Genomic DNA, 18,246 nt, shown 5'->3' with positions numbered 1-18,246 from the left:
CCCGCAACTCGGCGGCCTGTTCCACGGAAAGCTCCATGCCAGCACCAACGAGACACACAAGATCACGTAACGCTGACGGGATCACGAGACACTAGTCTCCTTTCCATCGGTACGTACTAAGGGGGGCGAGTTGACGAAAAATCGCCCATCGAGGCCTGATCGCGGCGGCCGTGGCAGCTTAGGATCCGATCTGGAGGGAAGGCCTTGAAGGCAGGACACTCGGGTATAGACGAGGTAAGGAAGCACCTTGGCCGACTGTTGCGGAAATGCCGCGCCCGGGCCGTAGCTGATCCCGGCAATTTTCGCACCAAGAGGCGCCGCCAGGGAATTTCCCAGGAAACTACAGCCACCCTCCTCGGCTGTTCCACGCGATGGTACGCGACGCTGGAGTCCGGACGTATGAAGAATGCGACTCCGGAATTCCTGGAAAGTGTGGCCGCAGTCCTGCAGATGAATGATCAGGAGCGCCAGTTCCTGTTCCTCTACGTCACCGGAGAGCTCTCCCCGGCCGCCGACCGGGCCCACTGCACGCTCCATCCCCGCTGGGCCCAACTGGTCGAGCGCCAGCCCTACCCGGCCTGCATCTACACCCGGTGCTGGGACCTGGTCGTCGCCAACCCTGGCTATCTCGATCTCGTCTTCGGGGTGAGGACCAAAAGCGTGGCCGAGATGCCCGACCGTAACGTGCTGCGCTGGTGCCTGCTGAACGAGGCCTTTCGCACCGAACGGCTGGTCGACTGGCGCGACAGTTGGGCGGTGCCGGTACTCGGTGAGCTGCGCGCCGCGATCGCGGCCAATCCCGACAGCCAGGACCTGATGGCCCTTCTGGACAGTCTGCTGGCCGACCCGGTGGTGAAGGAGCTCTGGGACGCGGAGATCGGCGCCCTCCCCACCCACCCCGACGGCACGACGCTGAGCATCGACGACCCGGCGCGCGGGCGCGTGGAGTTCACCGTCCTCGCGGCGAACGTCATGCACGCCAGGGACCTGAGCTTTGTGACGCTCATGCCCACCGGGCCGGGCTGCCACCCCGGCCCGGTGGAGGGCCGGGACCGCGCTCGCCTACCTCTGAACCAGAAACGGCCCCAGGGCCAGGGCATCGAGCGGTGCGCGGGCGAAGGTGGCCAGGGCATCGCGGGGTGAGCAGACCACGGGTTCGGCGTTGCCGTTGAAGGAAGTGTTCAGCACCACCGCCCGCCCGGTGCGCTCCTCCACCTGTCCCAGCAGCCGGTGGTAGAGCGGGTTCGCCTCCGCCGAGACGGTCTGAGGACGGGTGGTGCCGTCCACATGGGTGGCTGCCGCTAGGTACCGCCGGTGCCGCTCGGGAACCGGAGTGGTCACGATCATGTACGGCAACGGCCGGTCCAGCTCGAGGAGTTCGGCCGCCGATTCCTCACGCAGGCTGGGCGCGAACGGACGCCACCGCTCACGGTCCTTGATGGTCAGGTTAATCCGGTCCTGCTGTTCGGCCGGGTACGGCACGGCGAGGATGCTGCGGTGCCCGAGCGCCCGGGGGCCGCCCTCACTGCGCCCCTGGTGCCAGCCCACGATCCCCCCGCCGGCGAGCACGTCCGCCGTAGCCACCGCGATGTCGGCCGGTTCGGTGTAGCGCGTCCCGGTCGCGTCCAGCACCTGCCGGACGGCGTCGGGACCCCACTGCGGCCCCCACGCGACCGTGCCCGTCATGGGCCGGACCCGTTCCCCGGCCTGGACGGCGACCCAACTGGCGGCGCCCAGGCTCACCCCCTGATCACCCGCGAGCGGCTGGACGAAGAGGTCCTCCACCTCCGGCAGCCGCATCAGTTTGCCGTTGAGCGTCGCGTTGAAGCCCACACCGCCGGCCACCAGCAGGGTCGACTCACCGCTGTCACGCAGCAGTCCGCGCACCAGGGCGAGCACGCACTGCTCCAGCGCCTCCTGCGCGGTGGCTGCCAGGTCGCGGTAGTCGTACGGGTCACGCGCGGTCCGCTTGGTGTAGCGGCCGAGCACCGGATCGAAGTGGCGGGACACGGCGTTGGGCGGCAGGGTCAGCGTCTTCTCCAGCCGGTTCATCCACAGCCGGATCGTGTCGTCCTCCTCGTCGGTGCGGCCGCGCGAGAGCAGGTCCTCCGGCACAGCGTCGACGCTGTAGCCGTCCCCGTGCACCTGCAGCGCGCCGCCGAAGGTGGTGTCCCCCGGCGTCCCGTACGGGGCGAGGCCCATGAGCTTGCCGGCGGCGTCGGCACCCAGACCGGCGTACTCGCAGACCGCGGCGTAGAAGTACCCCAGCGACCACCCCGGCGAGATCGACCGGAGCAGCTTGAGTTCGCCGCCGACGCCGACGGCCAGGGTGGCGCTCTCGTTCTCGCCCTGCCCGTCGAGGATCAGCACGGCCCCGCTGTCCCGGCCCGACAAGTAGTAGGCGCTCGCTGCGTGGGCCATGTGGTGCTCGACGAAGATGAGCCGGGGGTCCCGGCGCCTGGGGAAGACATCGCGCGGCAGCAGGAAGTCCAGTGCCTCTCCCGGGGTGGGAAACCACTCCAGACCGCGCCGGGCGAGCAGTTCGGGCATCTCCCACCCATGGGCCACGAAGTCGATGTCCTCGATGGACAGCCCCGCCTCGGCCAGGCACCAGGCAACGGCGTGGTGCGGGGCCTGGCCGTAGGAATGCTTGGAGCGGGTGAAGCGCTCCTCCTCGGCGAAGGCGACGACCTCCCCGTCGATGAGCAGGCAGGCCGACGCGTCGTGGCTCGCTCCCGGCCATCCATTCACACCAAGAATACGCATGAAATACTCTCCTCTGAGTGATAGCCGTGGGGTTTCGCTATTGACAGCGACCCGCCCCCGTGTCAAAACTTAGGAAAGCGCCAGCAGAATGGAGAATTCATCCCTGGCGGGTTTTCCATCCCATTCCTTACTGGAATCGGTTTCTCACTTTGAGCGGGCATCACCCTCCTGTCAAGAGAGGTGTCAGGATGCCTGTCTCGTTTCTTCGATTCGATCTCGTCGGACCGGGAGGTCTTCCGGATGCTGCACGTTCGAAACGCCGTCGATGAACCGCTGATAAATATCGCGGATACCGGCCGAAATAAGCCGGACGACTTCCATCAGGACTGGGAGCGTCTGCTTTTCCTGCGCCGGCAAGGGGTCGCCGTGCGCTTCACCGAGGTCTGGGATGACACCCGGTGCCTGGCCACCATGCTGCTGGAGGAGACCGACGGGTCCTGGTTCATGTGGAAGGGTCCGACCGGTGTGCCCGACCCGGAGGTCCTGGGCAGGCTCCTCACTGACATCGCCCGCTTGCCGCGGGTGACCCTCGTGCTCCAGCCCGCGTGGGCGCTGCCCGGAGTACTGGCCGAGCACGGTTTCCGGCCGGGCGCGGAGTTCAACACACTGCTCGTCGACGCCACCGGAACCGACGAACAGATTCTCGCCCGGATGCGCCCGAGCACCCGTGGCCGGGTCCGGCGGGCGCTGCGTCACGGCTTCACCTTCACCGACGACCCCGGACTGCTGGATCGGTTCCACCCGATCTACACCGCGGCCATGCACAACGCGGACTCGCCCGACTTCGCCGAACTGGAGTATCTGCGGGAGCTGCTGAAGTTGGAACGCGTCCATCTGTTCGGAGCCGTGTACGGCATGGAGATGGCGGCGGGTTCAGTGTGCCTGGTGAACGGCGACGCCGTGGAGTCCCGCTATGTCGCGACCAATCCCGCGTACCGTTCCCAGGCGGCACTGAACTTCGTACACTTCCAGGCCATGAAATGGGCGGCCGAGCGTGGGCTGCGACATCTTGATCTGAGCGGTATCGACACGGGAGAGACGAGCGAGAAAACCCGGCTGATCAACCGCTTCAAACTCGGCTTCGGCGGATCGGAGTTCCGGTACGCCACCTACTCCCGCTGAACGGAACGCGGGGCGGGCACGGGCGTATGGAAGACCGACAGGTCGGCCACGGGCTCGATGACTCGCCCCCGCCGACGGTGGGCCCGCCGCAACCGGCTCCGCTGTGCCGGGGTCAGTTCCGGACAGTGCTCGGGAACGGCGCGCAGCATACGGATGCGGCGCGCGGCCGCAGGCATCCGGTGGCCCACCTCGAACGGGTCCCGAAGCAGGTGGTAGAGCGTCCCCGTGTGATAAGTGGCCTGAAGCAGCGCGTAGAAGGCCGCTGCGAGCGGCCCCTTGGCCCGCGCGCAGCCGAGCAGCGTCCGAGCCGAGTCGTACAGCCGCCACAGCACGGGAACGGCCGGTGTGGTGAAGACGCCCAGTTGCTGGCCGATGCCCTCGCCGATGCCGTAGCGCCAGTAGCTGCGAAGGTTCTGCAGGCCGTGCTGGGCGTCGTGGTGGATGACCGCGTCGGGCAGGTGGACCACGGGGATCTCGGCGAGCTGGAGCCGGAAGTCGAACTCCCGGTCCTCGCACCAGTGGACCAGCGGGTCGTAGTGGTATCCGCCGATGTAGTCGGCGACCCGCCGGTCATAGATCAGCGGTGGGGAGAGGGCGCTGACGTAGTCCCCCTCGTCGTACTCGCGGACCCGGGCGGTGAGCAGGCTCAGCACCCCGCCCCCTACCCCGTACACCACCTGGCCCTTGACCACCGGGTGTTCGAGCACCGAGCGGACCATCATCCGCACCACGCCCGGGGCGAAGACGCAATCGGAGTCCATGTAGAGCAGGTACTGCCCGCTCGCCGCCTCGGCGCCCGCGTTGTAGGCGGCCCCAAGGTTGCCCGCGTCGGGGATCTCGGTCACCACGAGCGGGCGCGGGTGGTCGGACGCGATGCGGCGGATCTCGTCCGAGGCGCCGTTGAGCGCCAGCACGATCTCCACCTCCGGCTCGTCCACCGACGCGATCGCTTCGACGATCCTGACGTCGTCCTTGAGTGCGATGACGATACTGGTCCTGGCGAGGCCTGCGGTGAGTTCCGCCTCGGTGACGGTCATCCTCTCCCTCTCTCCTGCTCGTTGTTCCCGCCGCGCGGTCATTTCCTGCGCAGCACGTAGACGTGTGTGGTGTGGCTCGGGGAGTACGTGTCGCTCTCGATGTTCCGTACGGCGACGGTGTGCAGGCCGTGGGCGCGGGCGATCTCCTCCAGGGTGAAGGGGTCCACCACGTATTGAATGTGGGTCTCGCGCCAGAGGACCTCGCCGCTGCGGCTCAGGGTGAGCACCGTCCGGCTTCGGTCGTACGCCCTCTCCCAGGCGTGCCGGCGGTGCAGCGTGTAGCCGTCCTTGTCCTGGGAATACTCCAGCGCCGCCCAGTCCGCGGAGAGCACCTTGCGCGTGGAGTAGTCGAAGACCATGTGGCCGCCGGGGCGCAGCACGTCGGCCACACCGGCCAGGCAGCTCGCCAGCGCCTCGGGGGGCAGGTAGTTGAGGGCGTCGAACCCCGATACGACGAAGTCGAAGGCATCACCTGTGACGTCCTGGCCGGCCCGGAAGTCCGCCATGTCGCCGACGATCTGGCGGTCCTTCGGTACCTTTCCCCAGTTGAGCATCTCCGGGGACCGGTCGAGCGAGGTCACCTCCAGACGGGGCAGCAGCTTGCCCAGTACGCGGGTGCCGACGCCCGTGCCGGCTCCGAGGTCGAGGACCCGGCCCGGCCCGCCGGCGAGTTTGGCCAGGTCCGCCGCGATCCCCTGCCTCCAAGTCTCCTGCGCGGTCTCCCCCTCGAACAGTTCGTAGGTGTCGGCCCACTGGGTGTAGGCGATCGGCATCGGCTTCCTCCTGGATGTCGGTCCTGCGGGACGGTCGGTCGAGCGCGGGCGCTCCGGGCGCCCGGTGGCGCTGTCAGCGGAAGCGGGAGCCCACCGGCTGCACGGTGCCGCTGAGTTTGAGCGGCAGCCGGTCGAGGACCTCGTACGCCATGGCCTGGGCACGGACCGCGTCGGTCCCGGTCACGATCACCCCGGCCAGCGGGTCCGCCCCGCCGGTGTACGGCGGCAGCGTTGTGCCCACCCGCAGCTCGCAACCCCAGAACAGGTCGTACACCTGCGCCGGGGTCTGGACGCCGGCGAGGTCGCCGACCCAGTCGACGGTCCCGCCGTGGGCGGGGAGGAAGCGCTGGACGACGGCCTGTCCGGCGCCCGGCACCAACTCCTCCAGGACGATGGGGCGGCCGAGGGCCAGCCGTACCGCGTTGGGGAGCGGGTCGACCCCGGTGCCCAGCGGCATGATCTCGGTGGCGATCCGCGCGCCGGTCATCCGGCAGGTGATCTCCAGCAAGTGGGTACGGCCGTCCGGGGTGCGCAGCACGTCGGTGTTGACCACGGCGTCCCGCAGTCCGAGGGCTCGGGCCCCGGCCCGCACCGTGTCCACTATGTCCTTGACCGTGTCCGGGGCGAGCGCCGACGGCATGGTGTCGCCGCCCTCGAAGAAATGCGGTGCGAACTCCTCCTTTCGGCCGTACTCGCGGTCGGCGAAGCCGGTGACATGGAAGGTGCCACCGGCCACGAGCCCGGCCACGGTGTGTTCGGTGCCTTCCAGGAACTCTTCGATGACGATGCGGCCCGTCCTGCTCAGCCGCAGTGCCTCGCGGATCCGCTGCGGAGCGGTGCTGAGTGTGTCGAGCTTGGCCACGCCGGCCGAGCCGGACAGGTCGCGCGGTTTCACCACGGCCGGCAGTCCGATGTCCGCCAGGGCTCCCAGCGCGCCGGACAGGTCGTCGGCGGTCCGGTTCCGCGGCACCGGGAGCTCGGCGCGTTCCAGCACCGCCAGCCGACGGTCCTTCAGATGGCAGTCCAGAGCGGTCTCCTCGTCGACGCCCGGGCAGCCGAAGCGGCGGGCGAGCCTGGCGACCACGGGCGGGTTGTCGTAGCCGAGGGACAGCACACCGTCGACATCGCGCAGCCCGGCCGCGCTGACGGCCCGCCGTACCGCGTCGTGCCGCCCCGGGTCGGCCACGAGCACCTGGTCCGCCGCCCGGGTGACCCGTTCCGTCGGCCGGTCGGTGATGACCACGAGCTCAAGCCCCATCTTCTTCACGGCCGCGAGCGAGCGGTCCATGCCGGAGCCGATACCGCACACCAAGAGCCGCTCGGCCATGGCTACTCCTTCGATCAGTGTCCAGGGCCGGGAAGGTGTCCCGCCCGGCGGTGACTACGAAGTGGGCGGGGCACCCAGGCTGATGACCTCGAACACCTCGGCGTGCGTGGTGCCGGTGGCAACCGCCCCGCGGTACCGGGCGAGCGAGCGCACCGCGTCGTCCCAAGCCGCGTGGCGCAGTTGTGATCGGTACGCCCGCATCGCCTCGACCTTCTGGTCGACGAACCCGGTGACGTCCTCGGCATACTGGAACTCCGCCAGCGGCGCCCACACCTCGTAACCGAGGACGAGCCGGGGCACCGGGGCCGGCTCCCCGGTCTCCCCGAAGAAGTCGGAGGTGGCCATCCACAGTGCCTCGGTGGCGAGTTGGTGCACCATGCGGTGCTCCACGTCACCGTCCTTGCGGTGCGGTACGTAGAGGATGTCGGGCCGTACCTCGCGGATCAGCCGGACGAGGTCCAGATGGGCCTTGCGGGTCGGCAGGAAGTCCCGCGACGGCTCGTCCCAGAGCTCCCAGCGGTGCACCCCGAGGGCGGCGGACGCCTTGCGGGTCTCGTCGGTGAAGTCGGCGTCGCTGCGCTGCCCGTCGTGCAGGCTCCGCTCCCTTGCGATCACGATGACGACGGTCACCTCGGCACCCTCGCCGGCATGCTTGGCCATTGACGCGCCGCAGCCGATGACCTCGTCGTCGGGGTGCGGTGCGACGACCAGGACACGGGTCATGCGGCCCTGCCCTCGCGGGCGCCGCCCAGGCCGATCCACTCGGCCCAGGCGGCGGTCAGTGCCATGCCCGCGTCCAGGGTGGTGGCGCAGCGCACCCCGAGGGCGCGGGCGGCCCGGTCGGAGGTGACCCGCCCGGTGGCGCGGTACAGTTCGGCCTCCCAGTCGGGCACCGTGGCCCCGGAGGCGTCCGCAGGCGCCGAGGCCAGTCCCCGGATCGACCGGATGTGGTCGAAGAACCGGCCCCAGGTGGTGGGTTCCCCAGACGCGAGGAGGAACCGCCCGCCGGCGGCGTCGGGGCGATGGCAGGCAGCGAGGACTGCGTCGACGACGTCGTCCACATAGACCGCGTTGCACACGCCGCCGTCCCCGCCGGACGGCAGGACCGCGAAGTCGGCCTCGTTGCGCTCCAGTTGGGCGGTGGTCCACTGGCCGCCCCACGGTCCGTACACCACGCCGGGCTGGAGGACGACGACGTCCCTCCCCTTGTCGGCCTCGGCGAGGACGAGCCGCTCGGCGGCGAGCTTCTGCTGCTCGTACTCGCGGTCGGCGGGATCGGAGGCCAGGGCCGGGGCCTCCTCGTCGAACGCCCCCTCGGCCTGTGCGTACACGTCGACGGTACTGAGGTGGACCACCCGGCGTACCCCTGCGTCCCGGGCGGCGGCCAGCAGGTGCGCGGTGCCGTCCACGGTGGCCGCCCAGCGCTCGTCAACCTCGCCGGAGCTGCCGAAAGCGCAGTGCACGACGGTGTCGCAACCGTCCAGGGCACGGCCGAGCGCCGGCGCGTCGGTGAGGTCGGCGATCCGGAAGCCGATACGGTCCTGCGGCAGCGGGGCGAGTCTGGCGGCCCGTCCGAAGCCGCGCACCACCGGGCGTACTTCGGCGTCGGTGCCCAGGACCAGTCGCTCCACGACGCGGCCGCCGATGAAGCCGCTCGCGCCGGTGACCGCGATCCGGCTGCCGGCCGGCCCGGAGATGTCCGTCAGCTCACTCATACCGCGCTCCTCGTCCGGTTGACGGTCCACGGCTGGGGCGCGGCGCGCCGGGCCGGGCCGTGGTAGCAGGCGTCGATCAGATTCACGACCCGTTCGCCGTCCTGGGCCGTGGAGTAGGGCGCGACGGCCTGCGGGCCGCAGGCTGCGGCGAAGTTCTCCAACTGCGCGACGAACAGGGCCTCCCACTCGCCCTGGGCGGGGGCGACGGGGGCGACGTCGCCGCGGTGCAGGACCTCACCGGAGCGGGTGACCAGGGTGCACTCCCCGGCGGGGAAGTCGGTGCCGATGGTCACCTCGGCCTCGGTGCCGGTGATGGTGCAGGAGGTGCCGAGCGGGCGCAGCCGGCTGAGTTCGACGATGACGTCGACCGTGCCGAACCGCAGCCAGGTCCTGCTGTCACTGTCCAGGCCGCCCAGGGAGTCGTCCTGATGGTCCATCAGGGTCATGTCATCGCCCAGCCACCAGAACAGGCTGTCGAAGACGTGCGAGCCGGTGTCTGTGAGCACACCGCCGTGGGCCAGCCTGCGGTCGAACATGGACCAGGTGACCGGCTCCCAGCTGTAGGGGTGACCCTCGGTCCAGTGCACGCGTTTGACGGTGCCCAGCGCGCCGTTGCGGATCAGCCGGTGCACCCAGGCGTACGCGGGGAACAGCCGGCGCGGGTGGGCCATGGCCAGCATGGTGTGAGGGTGGTCCGCCGCGGTCTTCAACAGCTTTTCGGCGTCGGCGGGCGAGGTGGTCATGGGCTTCTCCATGAGCACGTGCTTGCCGTTCCTCAGGAGGTCGTCGGCGAGCTGGGCGTGCCGGGTGTGCGGCACGGCGACCACCGCCGCGTCGAACGACCCGAGCGCCTCCTGCCAACTGGTGGCCAGCAGGGGGGAGCCGCTCCCGCCGTATTCGCGGTAGATCTGGAGCGCCTCTTCGGCGTGCGTCGCGTTGGGGTCCACCAGGGCGGTGAGCCGGGCGCCGGTGACCTGGGGCAGCGCGGGCAGATGGCAGGCCCGCGCTGCGGCGCCACAGCCGATCACGGCCAGGCGTATGGAAGACATGAGCACTCCGTTCGGATGACGGGGAATGTCGGGTGGGTCGTGATGGGCGGGTTGGGGGCCGATCAGGCAGGGTGGAACAGCCAGACGTTGGGCTCGGTGTAGGTGGCCGAGCCGTCCGGGTCGGCCTGTACGGGGGCGAGTGCGCCTGGGACCACATAGCCTCCGGGGCCCGGCATCGGGAAGCCCGCGGCGTGTTCCCAGCGCGCCACCGGCTGGCGGATCACCAGGGACCGCTCGGCGATGGCGAGACGCTGGGCGCCGAGCCGCAGATGGGTGCGGAGCCAGGGGTCGAAGGGCAGGCCGTCCGGCGTTCGCCAGCGGACGTACTCCACCATCGGGACCAGCGGGTAGCGGGCCTTGCCGGTGGGCCGCACGGGGATGACCAGCCCGCGCAGCCCGGCGCCGGAGGCGTTGGCGCGGGCCCGGCGCAGCAGGAGCTCCGGCAGGCGTCGGCCGCGGTGCGAGGCCGCCACCGAGACCGACAGCAGACACAGCGCGGTCGGCCGCTCCGCGAGATCGCCGTCGACGGCGCCCACCAGCACGTCGTCGGCGCCCTCCGGGAGACCGCCCGCGGTGCCGTCCCAGCGGAGGGGCAGGCCGTGGGCGGCGGCGACCAGGGTGCCCTGCCCGTCGGTGACGCAGAGCTGGTGGGCGGCGAAGCGGCTGTGCAGGTGGTGCCAGCGCCAGTTCCCCGGGGACTCCCACGTCATGAAGTCGGGCATGTTCTCGGCCACCAGCCGGTCCGCGGCGTCCGCGAGCCCAGGGGCGTCGCTGAGCCGGCTGACCGTCAGCTCAACCGGGTCGGTACTCGCTCGCACGGCCGGTCAGCCAATCAGTCGGGAGCCGGCCAGCGCCCGCATATCACGGGACTTGCGCAGGTCGCTGGTGACGTTGACGCGCTTGAGCCAGCGGTCGCTACCGTCGTAGCGGGCCTGGAAGGGGACCCGGCCGTGAACCGCCAGATGGTTGTTGACGCAGAGCACGTCGCCCTGCCGCAGGGCGACTTCGCCCAGCGACCGGTCCAAGACCTCGGTCACGGCCTCCAGTGCCGCACGGGCCTGCGGGTCGTCCTCGGGTATCTCCATGAAGTAGGGGTCGAGCCGCATGTATGGGGCGGAGCGCGAGCCGTACAGCAGTGCGAGCGGTTCGCGGTCGTTGATCAGCCGCTCGATCGTGGCGAAGCGCCTGGCGGACTCCTCGTTGTCCCCGGCCGAGTTGTTCTTGGGCAGGTGGGACTCGTCGGGGGCGATGTGGAAGCGCTTCTCGAACAGCACGTCCACGTGCTCCGGGGCAAGGGCGCCCAGGTCCAGTTCGCCGACGGTGGTGGCGACGTCGTCGGGGTTGCGCAGCGCCGAGAGCAGCAGGTAGTCGCCACGGTAGGGGTGGAAGGCGTCCTCGGTGTGCCAGGTCAGGAGTTCGGAGCTGCCGGTGCCGAGCTGCTCGTGCTCGTGCTTGCGGATCGGGAACACGTCGTGGACGAGCCGCCCGTCCTGTTGGGTGGACCAGCCGAACGGCTCGCCGATGACGGCGCCGTAGAGGAGCAGCAGGATCTCCTCGGGGAACTCCGCGGCGGGCCGGTCACGGCCCCGCCAGTGCTCCGGGGTCGGACCGATGCGGCTGATGTCGATCCGGTGGCCGCGGAGCACGCAGTGGCCGCGCTCCCCCTCCAGCACGAAGGTACGCAAGAACTTTCGAGTGCGCTCGGGCAGTGTGGCCGCGAGGAACGGCAGGTCGAACAGGAGCTGTGGGTCCTCGGGCGAGGCGTACTTCCCGGCCAGTTCGATGCCCAGGTCGGCGGAACGGTGCGCTTCCTGTGGGGTCAGTTCGAGAACGTTGCTGGTGCCGGTTGCCATGGTTGCGGATCCTTTCGGGCGCCCTCGGTGGCGAACGGTGCGTACGGGTGGACACGGGTTGGTATGACGCTGCGTCAGGTGCGGTCGCCGAGGTGCCTGGCGAGCCGCCGGGGTGTGGGACAGTCGAACAGCGTGGCGATGCGGAGTCCGGCGGCCGCGGGCATGTCCGTGCGCAAGGCGCTCACCAGGCGCATCGCCAGGATCGACTGGCCGCCGTGGGCGAAGAAGTCGTCGTCGGGACCGAGGGCAGGCGCCGCGAGCACGTCGCGGAACCGGTGGAGCACGACGTGCAGGGGCTCGTCCACGGTGGGCGGCCGGTCCGCCCCCGGCTCGGCGTCGGTCTCGGACTGCGTACGCGCGGTGGCCGCGGCGGTCGCCGCCAGCGCCGCCGTGTCCACCTTCCCGTGCGGATTCTTGGGCAGTCCGGCCGTCCAGTACAGACGAGTCGGTACGGCCCAGTCGGGGAAGGCCGCGGCGGCCGGCCCCACCACTTCCCGGCGCTGCCCGTCGGTGAGCCGGGCGGCGGTGCCGGCCTCGGGGGCCAGAGCCCGGTCGGCCGGGACCAGGCAGGCGATCAGCGAGGTGGCGTCACCGGGGTCGAGCAGGACGACGGCCTGGCTGACCGCGGGCGCGGACTCCAGTGCTCGCTCCACCGACGCCGCCTCCAGGCGGTGGCCGCGCACCTTCAGCTGGCTGTCGATCCGGCCCAGGAACTCCAGGGACCCGTCCGGCAGCAGCCGGCCCAGGTCCCCGGTGGCGTAGACCCTCTCTCCCTCCGCATGCGGGTCCGGGCAGAACCGCAGTGCGGTCTGCTCCTCGTCGTGCAGATAGCCGCGCGCCAGTGAGGGACCGACGATGTGGATCTCCCCGGTCCCGCCGGGCGGCAACACCCGCCCGGCGGCCCGTACGGAGACAGCCGCGTGGGACAGCGGTGTGCCGATGGGCACTTCGGTGGCGTCCGCGGGCAGTCGGCCGGTGTACATCGTGGAGGTCACCGTGCACTCCGTCAGCCCGTACACGTGCACGAGCGCGGCCGGCTGGTGGCGCTGCCAGGTCCGATAGGCGCCTGGCTCCATCCGCTCGCCGCCCACGAGGACCGCCCGGAGCGCGGCGGGGGTGGTCTCGTCGGTGGCGTCCAGCCAGCGGGCGTACTCGCGCCAGTACTGGGTCGACAGCTCGGCCACGGTGACCTCGCACTCCCGTAGCACGCGGTGCAGCTCCGGCGGTTCCAGCGCCAGGGTGTCGGGCCTGCACACCACCGCTCCGCCGGTCGCCAGGACGGGGAAGACCTCCTCGATCACCACGTCGAAGCCGAGTGAGGCGATCTGCAGCCAGCGGTCGGCCGGGGTGAGGAGCAGCCGTTCGGCCACCGCGTCGGCGAACCCGGCGAGCGCGCCGCGCCCGATCACGATGCCCTTGGGCCGGCCGGTGGACCCGGAGGTGAACAGGATGTAGGCCGACTGCGTGCGGGCGGCCGGGCCACCGGTGCACGGCGCGGCGGGGGACCCGGTCTCCATGGTGGCGAGGTCCAGGCACGGCGTATCCGGCAAGGGCCCCTGCCGGGTGCTGTCGTGCAGCCAGAGCAGGGCGCCCACCCGGGCGACCAGATCCTTCTGCGCCCCCGGCGGCAGACCGGACTCCAGGACGGTGAAGGCGGCGCCGGTCTTGAGCACGGCGAGCATGGCGAGGACCGCGTCCCGGGGCCGGTCGAGAGTCAGGCCCACCACGCTCCCTGGTCCGGCGCCCCGCGCGGCAAGCACCGATGCGAGCGCGCCGGCCCGCGCCTCGGTGTGGGCATAGCTCCAGCGGGCCGTTCCCTCGATCAGGGCCGGCGCCCCGGGGCGGATGGCGACCTGCTGGTCCCACCGGTCGAGGAAGTCCGTATGCCGCCCGTTCATCGCCCGCCCCGCGCGCCGAGCAGGAAACCGGATAGGCGGTCGAGACCGGCGGCGAACTCCTCCTCTGCACCGCCGAATCCGAGCCGCACCCCGTGCCGAAGGCCGAAGGCCGTGCCGGGCACCAGGAGTGTTCCGGTCCGGTCGAGCAACTCCAGGCAGAACTGCTCGACATCGGCCACGTGCGGGAGTTCCAAAAGCCCGCAGACGCCGCCGTGCGGACGTTCCCAGGCGACGACGTCGGCGTGCCGCTCGATCCAGCCGTCCAGCAACTCCAAGTTGCGCCGGGCCTGTTCGGCTCGCGGTCCGATCAGTTCGGGTGCGGCGCGCACCGCGTGGAGGGCAATGCGTTCGACGAGGGGCGAGAGGAAGAGCGTCGTGCGGTCGCGCAGCGGGAACGTACGCCTGATCAGTTCCGGCGCGGCGATGCACCAGCCCAGCCGGAGTCCGGGCAGGCCGTATACCTTCGAGAAGGTTCCGTACGAGACGGTGTGCGGGTACAGCGTTTCCGGATTGGGCAGCGGATCGGCGCCATGGGTGATTTCCGCGAAAGCCGCGTCCCACACGAGCAGGGCGCCCGAATCCGCCACTCGGTCGAGGAAAGCACGGTATCCGGTGGCGGAAAGGCTGAGACCAGTCGGATTATGCGGGAAGTTCACTACCACGGCCTTGGTTCCCGGCCCGATCGTGTCGCGCAGTACGGTGTCAGGAAAGGCCCCGCCGGACAGCTCCCCCAGTGGCAGGGTGCGAATATCACACTTGCGCTCTCGCGCGAAGTGGCCGAGCGAGTGGTAGAGCGAATCAGACAGCACCACCCGGTCGCCCGGCTCCAGAAGGGTCCCCAGGGTGAGCGCGATAGCTTCGCTCGAACCATGAGTGACCATGACATGCTCGCGGCGCCCCCCGTCATACCGGTCGGCGATCGCCTGCCGCAGCTCGGGCGAACCCTGCGAGGTGCTGTCGTCCATGACGATGCCGTCGAGCTCGTCGTGGCTGATTCCGGCGATACGGCGCAGCTCCGCGAAAGAATACGGCTGGACCCCGCTGGAACTGATATCCAGTTCGGCCCTGTCCAGATGCCGTCGGTACCACTCTTCCAATACCGGTGGAGCCAGCAGACCGGTCACTGCGCCGTCGTTGCGTACGGGCGACAAATGGACTCCCGGATCGAGAACGGAGGTAGCGGGGCAGCGGTTGCGCTTCATCGGAAGCGAACCCCATGCGTACTGCGGTCCGCAAGCAATCCCGGTCCTTGAGGGGGTCAGCTTCCATCGGGTGGAAACTTGTTTCGCCCCGGATATCGCCGGGGCAGGGTTGAGGCCATGGAACCGTCAGCGCTCAGCGTTCCGCAGCTCGTTGACCGCGCCGTCCGGAACGGCATTGCGGTGGTCCCCGGCTCCGCGGTAATCGACGAGTCCGGCTGGGACTTCCGCGTCGTACACTGCCGCGACGAGCACGGCCGGGAGTGGATCCTGCGCTCCCCCCGACGCACACAGGTCGTCGCGCCCGCGGCGGCGGAGGACCGGCTCCTGCGACTACTGCGCAACCTGCTGCCGACCCGGATCCCCGAATGGCACATACATACACCGGAGTTCACCGCCTACCCCCGGCTCCCGGGGACGGCAGCCGGAACGGAGGACCCCCGCTCGCTCCGCTACCACTGGGCGGTCGACCCGATCGGCCCTGCGGCTCAGTACCTGGGACCGCTGGCCCGCGTGCTGACCTCACTGCATGCCCTGCCACCCGCCACGGCCGGCCTCCGGGGCACGACACCGGACCAGCCCCGCGAGCGAATCGCCCGCCAGCTCCACAAAATCCAGACCACCCTCGGACTGCCCCCCGGTCGCCGGGCCCACTGGTCACACTGGCTGGAGAACGACTACGGCTGGCCGACCACGACAGTGCCCGTCCACGGCGACGTACACCCCGGCCACACACTGATCTCCCACGAGCCGGGCGGCGCGGTCCGCCTCACAGGCCTGCTCGACTGGACCAACGCCCGAGTCGACGACCCCGCCACGGACTTCGTGGACCTATACCACGCGGGCGGTCCCGCTGTCCTGGACACACTGCTCACCGCATACCGGCAACACGGCGGAACAATACGGAAAGGAATGCGCGACCACATCGTGGAACTGGGCGACTTCCTCTGGGTCAGGATCGCCCTGCTGGGCCTGCACACCGACCGCCCACATCTCGTGGCAACAGCCAGAACCCGGCTCCACGAACTCGGGACACCACCCTGACCGACCCACCGCCCCGACCCACCACGGAACCCGCACACCTCAGCCCACCAACCATACGCACCCCCTCCGCTGAGCCCGCTGCCTCTGCCCGGCAGGAACGGCACGAAGGTCCCAGGTCCAAGGCTCGGTGACGGTGCCGCAGAGTGACCGGCACGAGGCCGTGAAGGCTTGGTGGGCGTTGGTTGGTGGCGGGCCGTGGACGCAGGGCAAGCTGAACGCCCCGAAGCTGGCCCCGAAGCTGCTCGGGGTGATGGCTGCTCAGGGGTGGCCGGGCATTCAGCTTGTCGTTTAACTTCAGGTGTTCGGCGGGGTCGCGGCAACGGTGACCTGAGCTGTCCATGACCCGGGTTCCCGAGGCGGATCCCAGGTCACGTCGACGTCAGCTTTGTGGAAGTCGTGTGCGAGTCTCGCCACCATGGCGGCCACGGCGGCTCGTGCCTCGGCTGGGTCGGTGTTGGCTGACACGTCGGTAAGACGCCCGCAAAGCATCCCGCCTTCCCCGGTGAGAACACTGTGGCACCAGCCTTCCGGCGTCGCCAGCAGGACGATGCTTTTCGGCATGCCGAAGGGAGGCCGTCTCTTCTTCATGCGCTCTCGTCCCACCATGGAGCTATCCAACCTCGTCGGCTTCCTGGCGGTTCACGCGGGCGGAAGTTCGATGGGTGCAGATCTTCTGATGGTTGATCAGAATCCTGTGACCAGCAGGTTTGACATCGGTGCGTGATCGCGGAGGTCCACGTGGCGTGCGCCTCCGCTCCGGAACAGTCGAGCCGCGACTACGGGCTTCGCTGACCAGCGCGGATTTCGACTGCGCGGCAGGGGCCGTCGCGCACACCGAAGCGCGACAGTGCAGGTCAGCCCGGTCGCATGGCACCCTCAGAAGATCTCCACCCAACCCCGATCACCGGGAAGTTCGGGCCCTCCTTTCTGTATCGGCACCGTGCTCGCTCGCAGGCTATCCCCGGTGACAGCGAGGTCAGCTGGCTGTGCTCAGGTGATCGCGGCAAGCGGTGACCAGGGCCCGCCACCGCTGCTGGGTGGCCTGCTGTGCATCCAGCCAGTGCGCTGGCGAGGGGCTGGTGAGGGGGAGACCAGCCACGTGGTGGGCGATGTCGGTGAAGTACGCGTAGTCACCGTTCCGGGTGAGCTGCTCCAGCCGGTCGAAGCTCTCGCGGACTGCGACGTCGTCGCCGGGGACGGCGTGGTGGAAGACGACGGCGAGTTCTCGAGTAGGAGCGTGGCGGCGGTGATGCCGCTGGCGGTGGTCTCGTCGCACAGGCGCTCAGGTCCGGGCGCAGACACCGGCGTATGCGGAGCGCCAGGGCAGGCTGACGGCTGGCAGTGAGTGTGGCCTGGTCAGTGGGCTGGTCCAGTTACTGCCGGCGGCGCCCGCTGCTCATTGGTTAGACAGTTTTTCGACGCGGTGGTGTTGTCGATCGATAAGAAGACTGCGATTGCGGCTCGCTCCCGCCGTCATCCGGGCCGCCGCTGCGGCAGCGTGTCCCTGGTCGCAGCGCTGACGTGGGCACCGGCGAAGTCCTGACCGAGATCATCGCCCGCAACGATGCGGTGACCTTCACCGCCTTCCTGGACCGGATGGATGCGGTCGCCGATCCGCATCGGGCGATCCATGTCGTGCTGGACAACGACTCCGCCCACACCACCATGGCTCTGTAGATGACGAAGAGCAGCGTCGCTGGTAGAGACGACTGCTGATGAGCCGCAATGGTTCGGAATCCGAGGATCCCTCATTCGGATCGCAGTAATCGCCCGCATGCAAAACGGGTGATATTTGTAGACGTGAGCCGAGGAGGAATGGATGAGTGATCCAGCCGTCTGGGAAACACTGATTGGTAGTTCGGTCATCAGCGCAGCACTTGCCGGAGGCGTGGCAGCCTGGATTGCGCACAGCGTCACCGAGAAGAATCAATCTAGCCGAGCAGCTATCGTGGAGGAGAATCAGAATCTCCGGGCAGAGCAGCAGAGTGCATATTTGGTTCACCGCACAAAACTAGAAATCCGCCATGACCTAATTTCACAGATGGCGGATTCGGCTGGTCCGCTCTATTATGTTATGCGGCACTACGAAATGGCGGCGGCTAGGCAGTTGGGTAGGGGTATCAAAAGGGATAGCTACCGACAGAGCCTGGATGAACAGTACTTGAAGAATCGATCCACCGGAAAGGCGGTGGAAGCCCGACTCGCCACATATTTCCCGTCTCCAGAGGTTCGTTCTCACTGGCATGCCGTTATGGATCTTTCGGCGATCGCATACTTCGACGCGATTGGGCGTGACACTCCTAAGTTGCGAGAATCGTGCGCAAAGCCTGGACACAGTGGTTTAGGGGTCGAGGAGCTGAAGAATAGATATCGCGTGAGGGAGGCACTCAGGGATAGGTATGAGAAATCGCTCCAGGCTGTCCTCAGTCAACCGATTAGAATCGGAGAAACATAGAGCCTTTT

At 69.2% G+C, this 18,246-nt stretch carries 17 protein-coding genes; 5 read left to right on the top strand and 12 right to left on the bottom strand.

What is annotated here, in order from left to right; translation table 11 throughout:
* The first annotated feature begins 204 nt into the window (after positions 1-204).
* The gene (locus ABTZ94_RS09500; RefSeq protein ID WP_351199143.1) at positions 205-1,143 is read left to right on the top strand and encodes a helix-turn-helix domain-containing protein; all 939 of its coding nucleotides are present in this window, start codon (positions 205-207) and stop codon (positions 1,141-1,143) included.
* Here ABTZ94_RS09500 and ABTZ94_RS09495 read toward each other — a convergent pair.
* A complete protein-coding gene (locus ABTZ94_RS09495) occupies positions 1,063-2,766 on the bottom strand; it encodes a carbamoyltransferase family protein (RefSeq protein WP_351199141.1) in 1,704 nt (567 codons plus the stop codon). The genes ABTZ94_RS09500 and ABTZ94_RS09495 overlap by 81 nt on opposite strands.
* A gap of 240 nt (positions 2,767-3,006) precedes the next feature.
* Here ABTZ94_RS09495 and ABTZ94_RS09490 point away from each other — a divergent pair, with 240 nt between their 5' ends.
* Entirely contained in the window at positions 3,007-3,888 is an 882-nt protein-coding gene (locus ABTZ94_RS09490) for a GNAT family N-acetyltransferase (protein WP_351199139.1), read from the top strand.
* Here ABTZ94_RS09490 and ABTZ94_RS09485 read toward each other — a convergent pair.
* The 10 genes from ABTZ94_RS09485 to vioD all read right to left on the bottom strand — a co-directional run bounded on the left by ABTZ94_RS09485 (position 3,876) and on the right by vioD (position 14,742).
* Complete coding sequence (locus ABTZ94_RS09485; protein WP_351199137.1) at positions 3,876-4,925, bottom strand: glycosyltransferase family 2 protein; 1,050 nt, start codon at positions 4,923-4,925, stop codon at positions 3,876-3,878. The genes ABTZ94_RS09490 and ABTZ94_RS09485 overlap by 13 nt on opposite strands.
* 38 nt (positions 4,926-4,963) lie before the next feature.
* Positions 4,964-5,698 (bottom strand): methyltransferase domain-containing protein, encoded by a 735-nt coding sequence (locus ABTZ94_RS09480; RefSeq protein ID WP_351199135.1) that lies wholly within the window; start codon positions 5,696-5,698, stop codon positions 4,964-4,966.
* A 73-nt stretch (positions 5,699-5,771) separates the two neighbouring features.
* Positions 5,772-7,025 (bottom strand): ATP-grasp domain-containing protein, encoded by a 1,254-nt coding sequence (locus ABTZ94_RS09475; RefSeq protein ID WP_351199133.1) that lies wholly within the window; start codon positions 7,023-7,025, stop codon positions 5,772-5,774.
* A 54-nt stretch (positions 7,026-7,079) separates the two neighbouring features.
* A complete protein-coding gene (locus ABTZ94_RS09470; protein WP_351199131.1) occupies positions 7,080-7,748 on the bottom strand; it encodes a PIG-L deacetylase family protein in 669 nt (222 codons plus the stop codon).
* Positions 7,745-8,740 (bottom strand): NAD-dependent epimerase/dehydratase family protein, encoded by a 996-nt coding sequence (locus ABTZ94_RS09465; protein ID WP_351199129.1) that lies wholly within the window; start codon positions 8,738-8,740, stop codon positions 7,745-7,747. Before ABTZ94_RS09465 ends, ABTZ94_RS09470 begins: the two co-directional genes overlap by 4 nt.
* A complete protein-coding gene (locus ABTZ94_RS09460) occupies positions 8,737-9,789 on the bottom strand; it encodes a Gfo/Idh/MocA family protein (protein WP_351199127.1) in 1,053 nt (350 codons plus the stop codon). Before ABTZ94_RS09460 ends, ABTZ94_RS09465 begins: the two co-directional genes overlap by 4 nt.
* 62 nt (positions 9,790-9,851) lie before the next feature.
* A complete protein-coding gene (locus ABTZ94_RS09455) occupies positions 9,852-10,607 on the bottom strand; it encodes a hypothetical protein (protein ID WP_351199125.1) in 756 nt (251 codons plus the stop codon).
* Between the two features lie 6 nt (positions 10,608-10,613).
* Positions 10,614-11,642 (bottom strand): arginine beta-hydroxylase, Fe(II)/alpha-ketoglutarate-dependent, encoded by a 1,029-nt coding sequence (vioC, locus tag ABTZ94_RS09450; RefSeq protein WP_351199123.1) that lies wholly within the window; start codon positions 11,640-11,642, stop codon positions 10,614-10,616.
* Positions 11,643-11,716: 74 nt separating this feature from the next.
* Entirely contained in the window at positions 11,717-13,540 is a 1,824-nt protein-coding gene (locus ABTZ94_RS09445) for an amino acid adenylation domain-containing protein (RefSeq protein ID WP_351199122.1), read from the bottom strand.
* Positions 13,537-14,742 (bottom strand): capreomycidine synthase, encoded by a 1,206-nt coding sequence (vioD, locus tag ABTZ94_RS09440; protein ID WP_351199121.1) that lies wholly within the window; start codon positions 14,740-14,742, stop codon positions 13,537-13,539. The genes ABTZ94_RS09445 and vioD overlap by 4 nt, the downstream gene beginning before the upstream one ends.
* A 117-nt stretch (positions 14,743-14,859) precedes the next feature.
* On the opposite strand from vioD, the gene ABTZ94_RS09435 reads away from it, so the two are divergent.
* On the top strand, positions 14,860-15,783 hold the full coding sequence (locus ABTZ94_RS09435; protein WP_351199119.1) for a macrolide 2'-phosphotransferase: 924 nt from the start codon (positions 14,860-14,862) through the stop codon (positions 15,781-15,783).
* Between the two features lie 976 nt (positions 15,784-16,759).
* Here the strand turns inward: ABTZ94_RS09435 and ABTZ94_RS09430 are convergent.
* Positions 16,760-17,059, bottom strand: coding sequence for a hypothetical protein (locus tag ABTZ94_RS09430; protein ID WP_351199117.1), 300 nt, complete (start codon positions 17,057-17,059; stop codon positions 16,760-16,762).
* Between the two features lie 245 nt (positions 17,060-17,304).
* On the opposite strand from ABTZ94_RS09430, the gene ABTZ94_RS09425 reads away from it, so the two are divergent.
* Both ABTZ94_RS09425 and ABTZ94_RS09420 read left to right on the top strand, forming a co-directional pair.
* Complete coding sequence (locus ABTZ94_RS09425; RefSeq protein WP_351199115.1) at positions 17,305-17,460, top strand: hypothetical protein; 156 nt, start codon at positions 17,305-17,307, stop codon at positions 17,458-17,460.
* A 142-nt stretch (positions 17,461-17,602) separates the two neighbouring features.
* Positions 17,603-18,238, top strand: a complete 636-nt coding sequence (locus tag ABTZ94_RS09420; RefSeq protein ID WP_351199113.1) for a hypothetical protein — start codon at positions 17,603-17,605, stop codon at positions 18,236-18,238.
* Positions 18,239-18,246: the final 8 nt, after the last annotated feature.

It is taken from the genome of Streptomyces sp. NPDC002785 (assembly GCF_040295565.1).
GTDB lineage: Bacteria > Actinomycetota > Actinomycetes > Streptomycetales > Streptomycetaceae > Streptomyces.
Note: the sequence above shows the minus strand (reverse complement) of the source record. Positions and strands in the feature narration are given on the sequence as shown.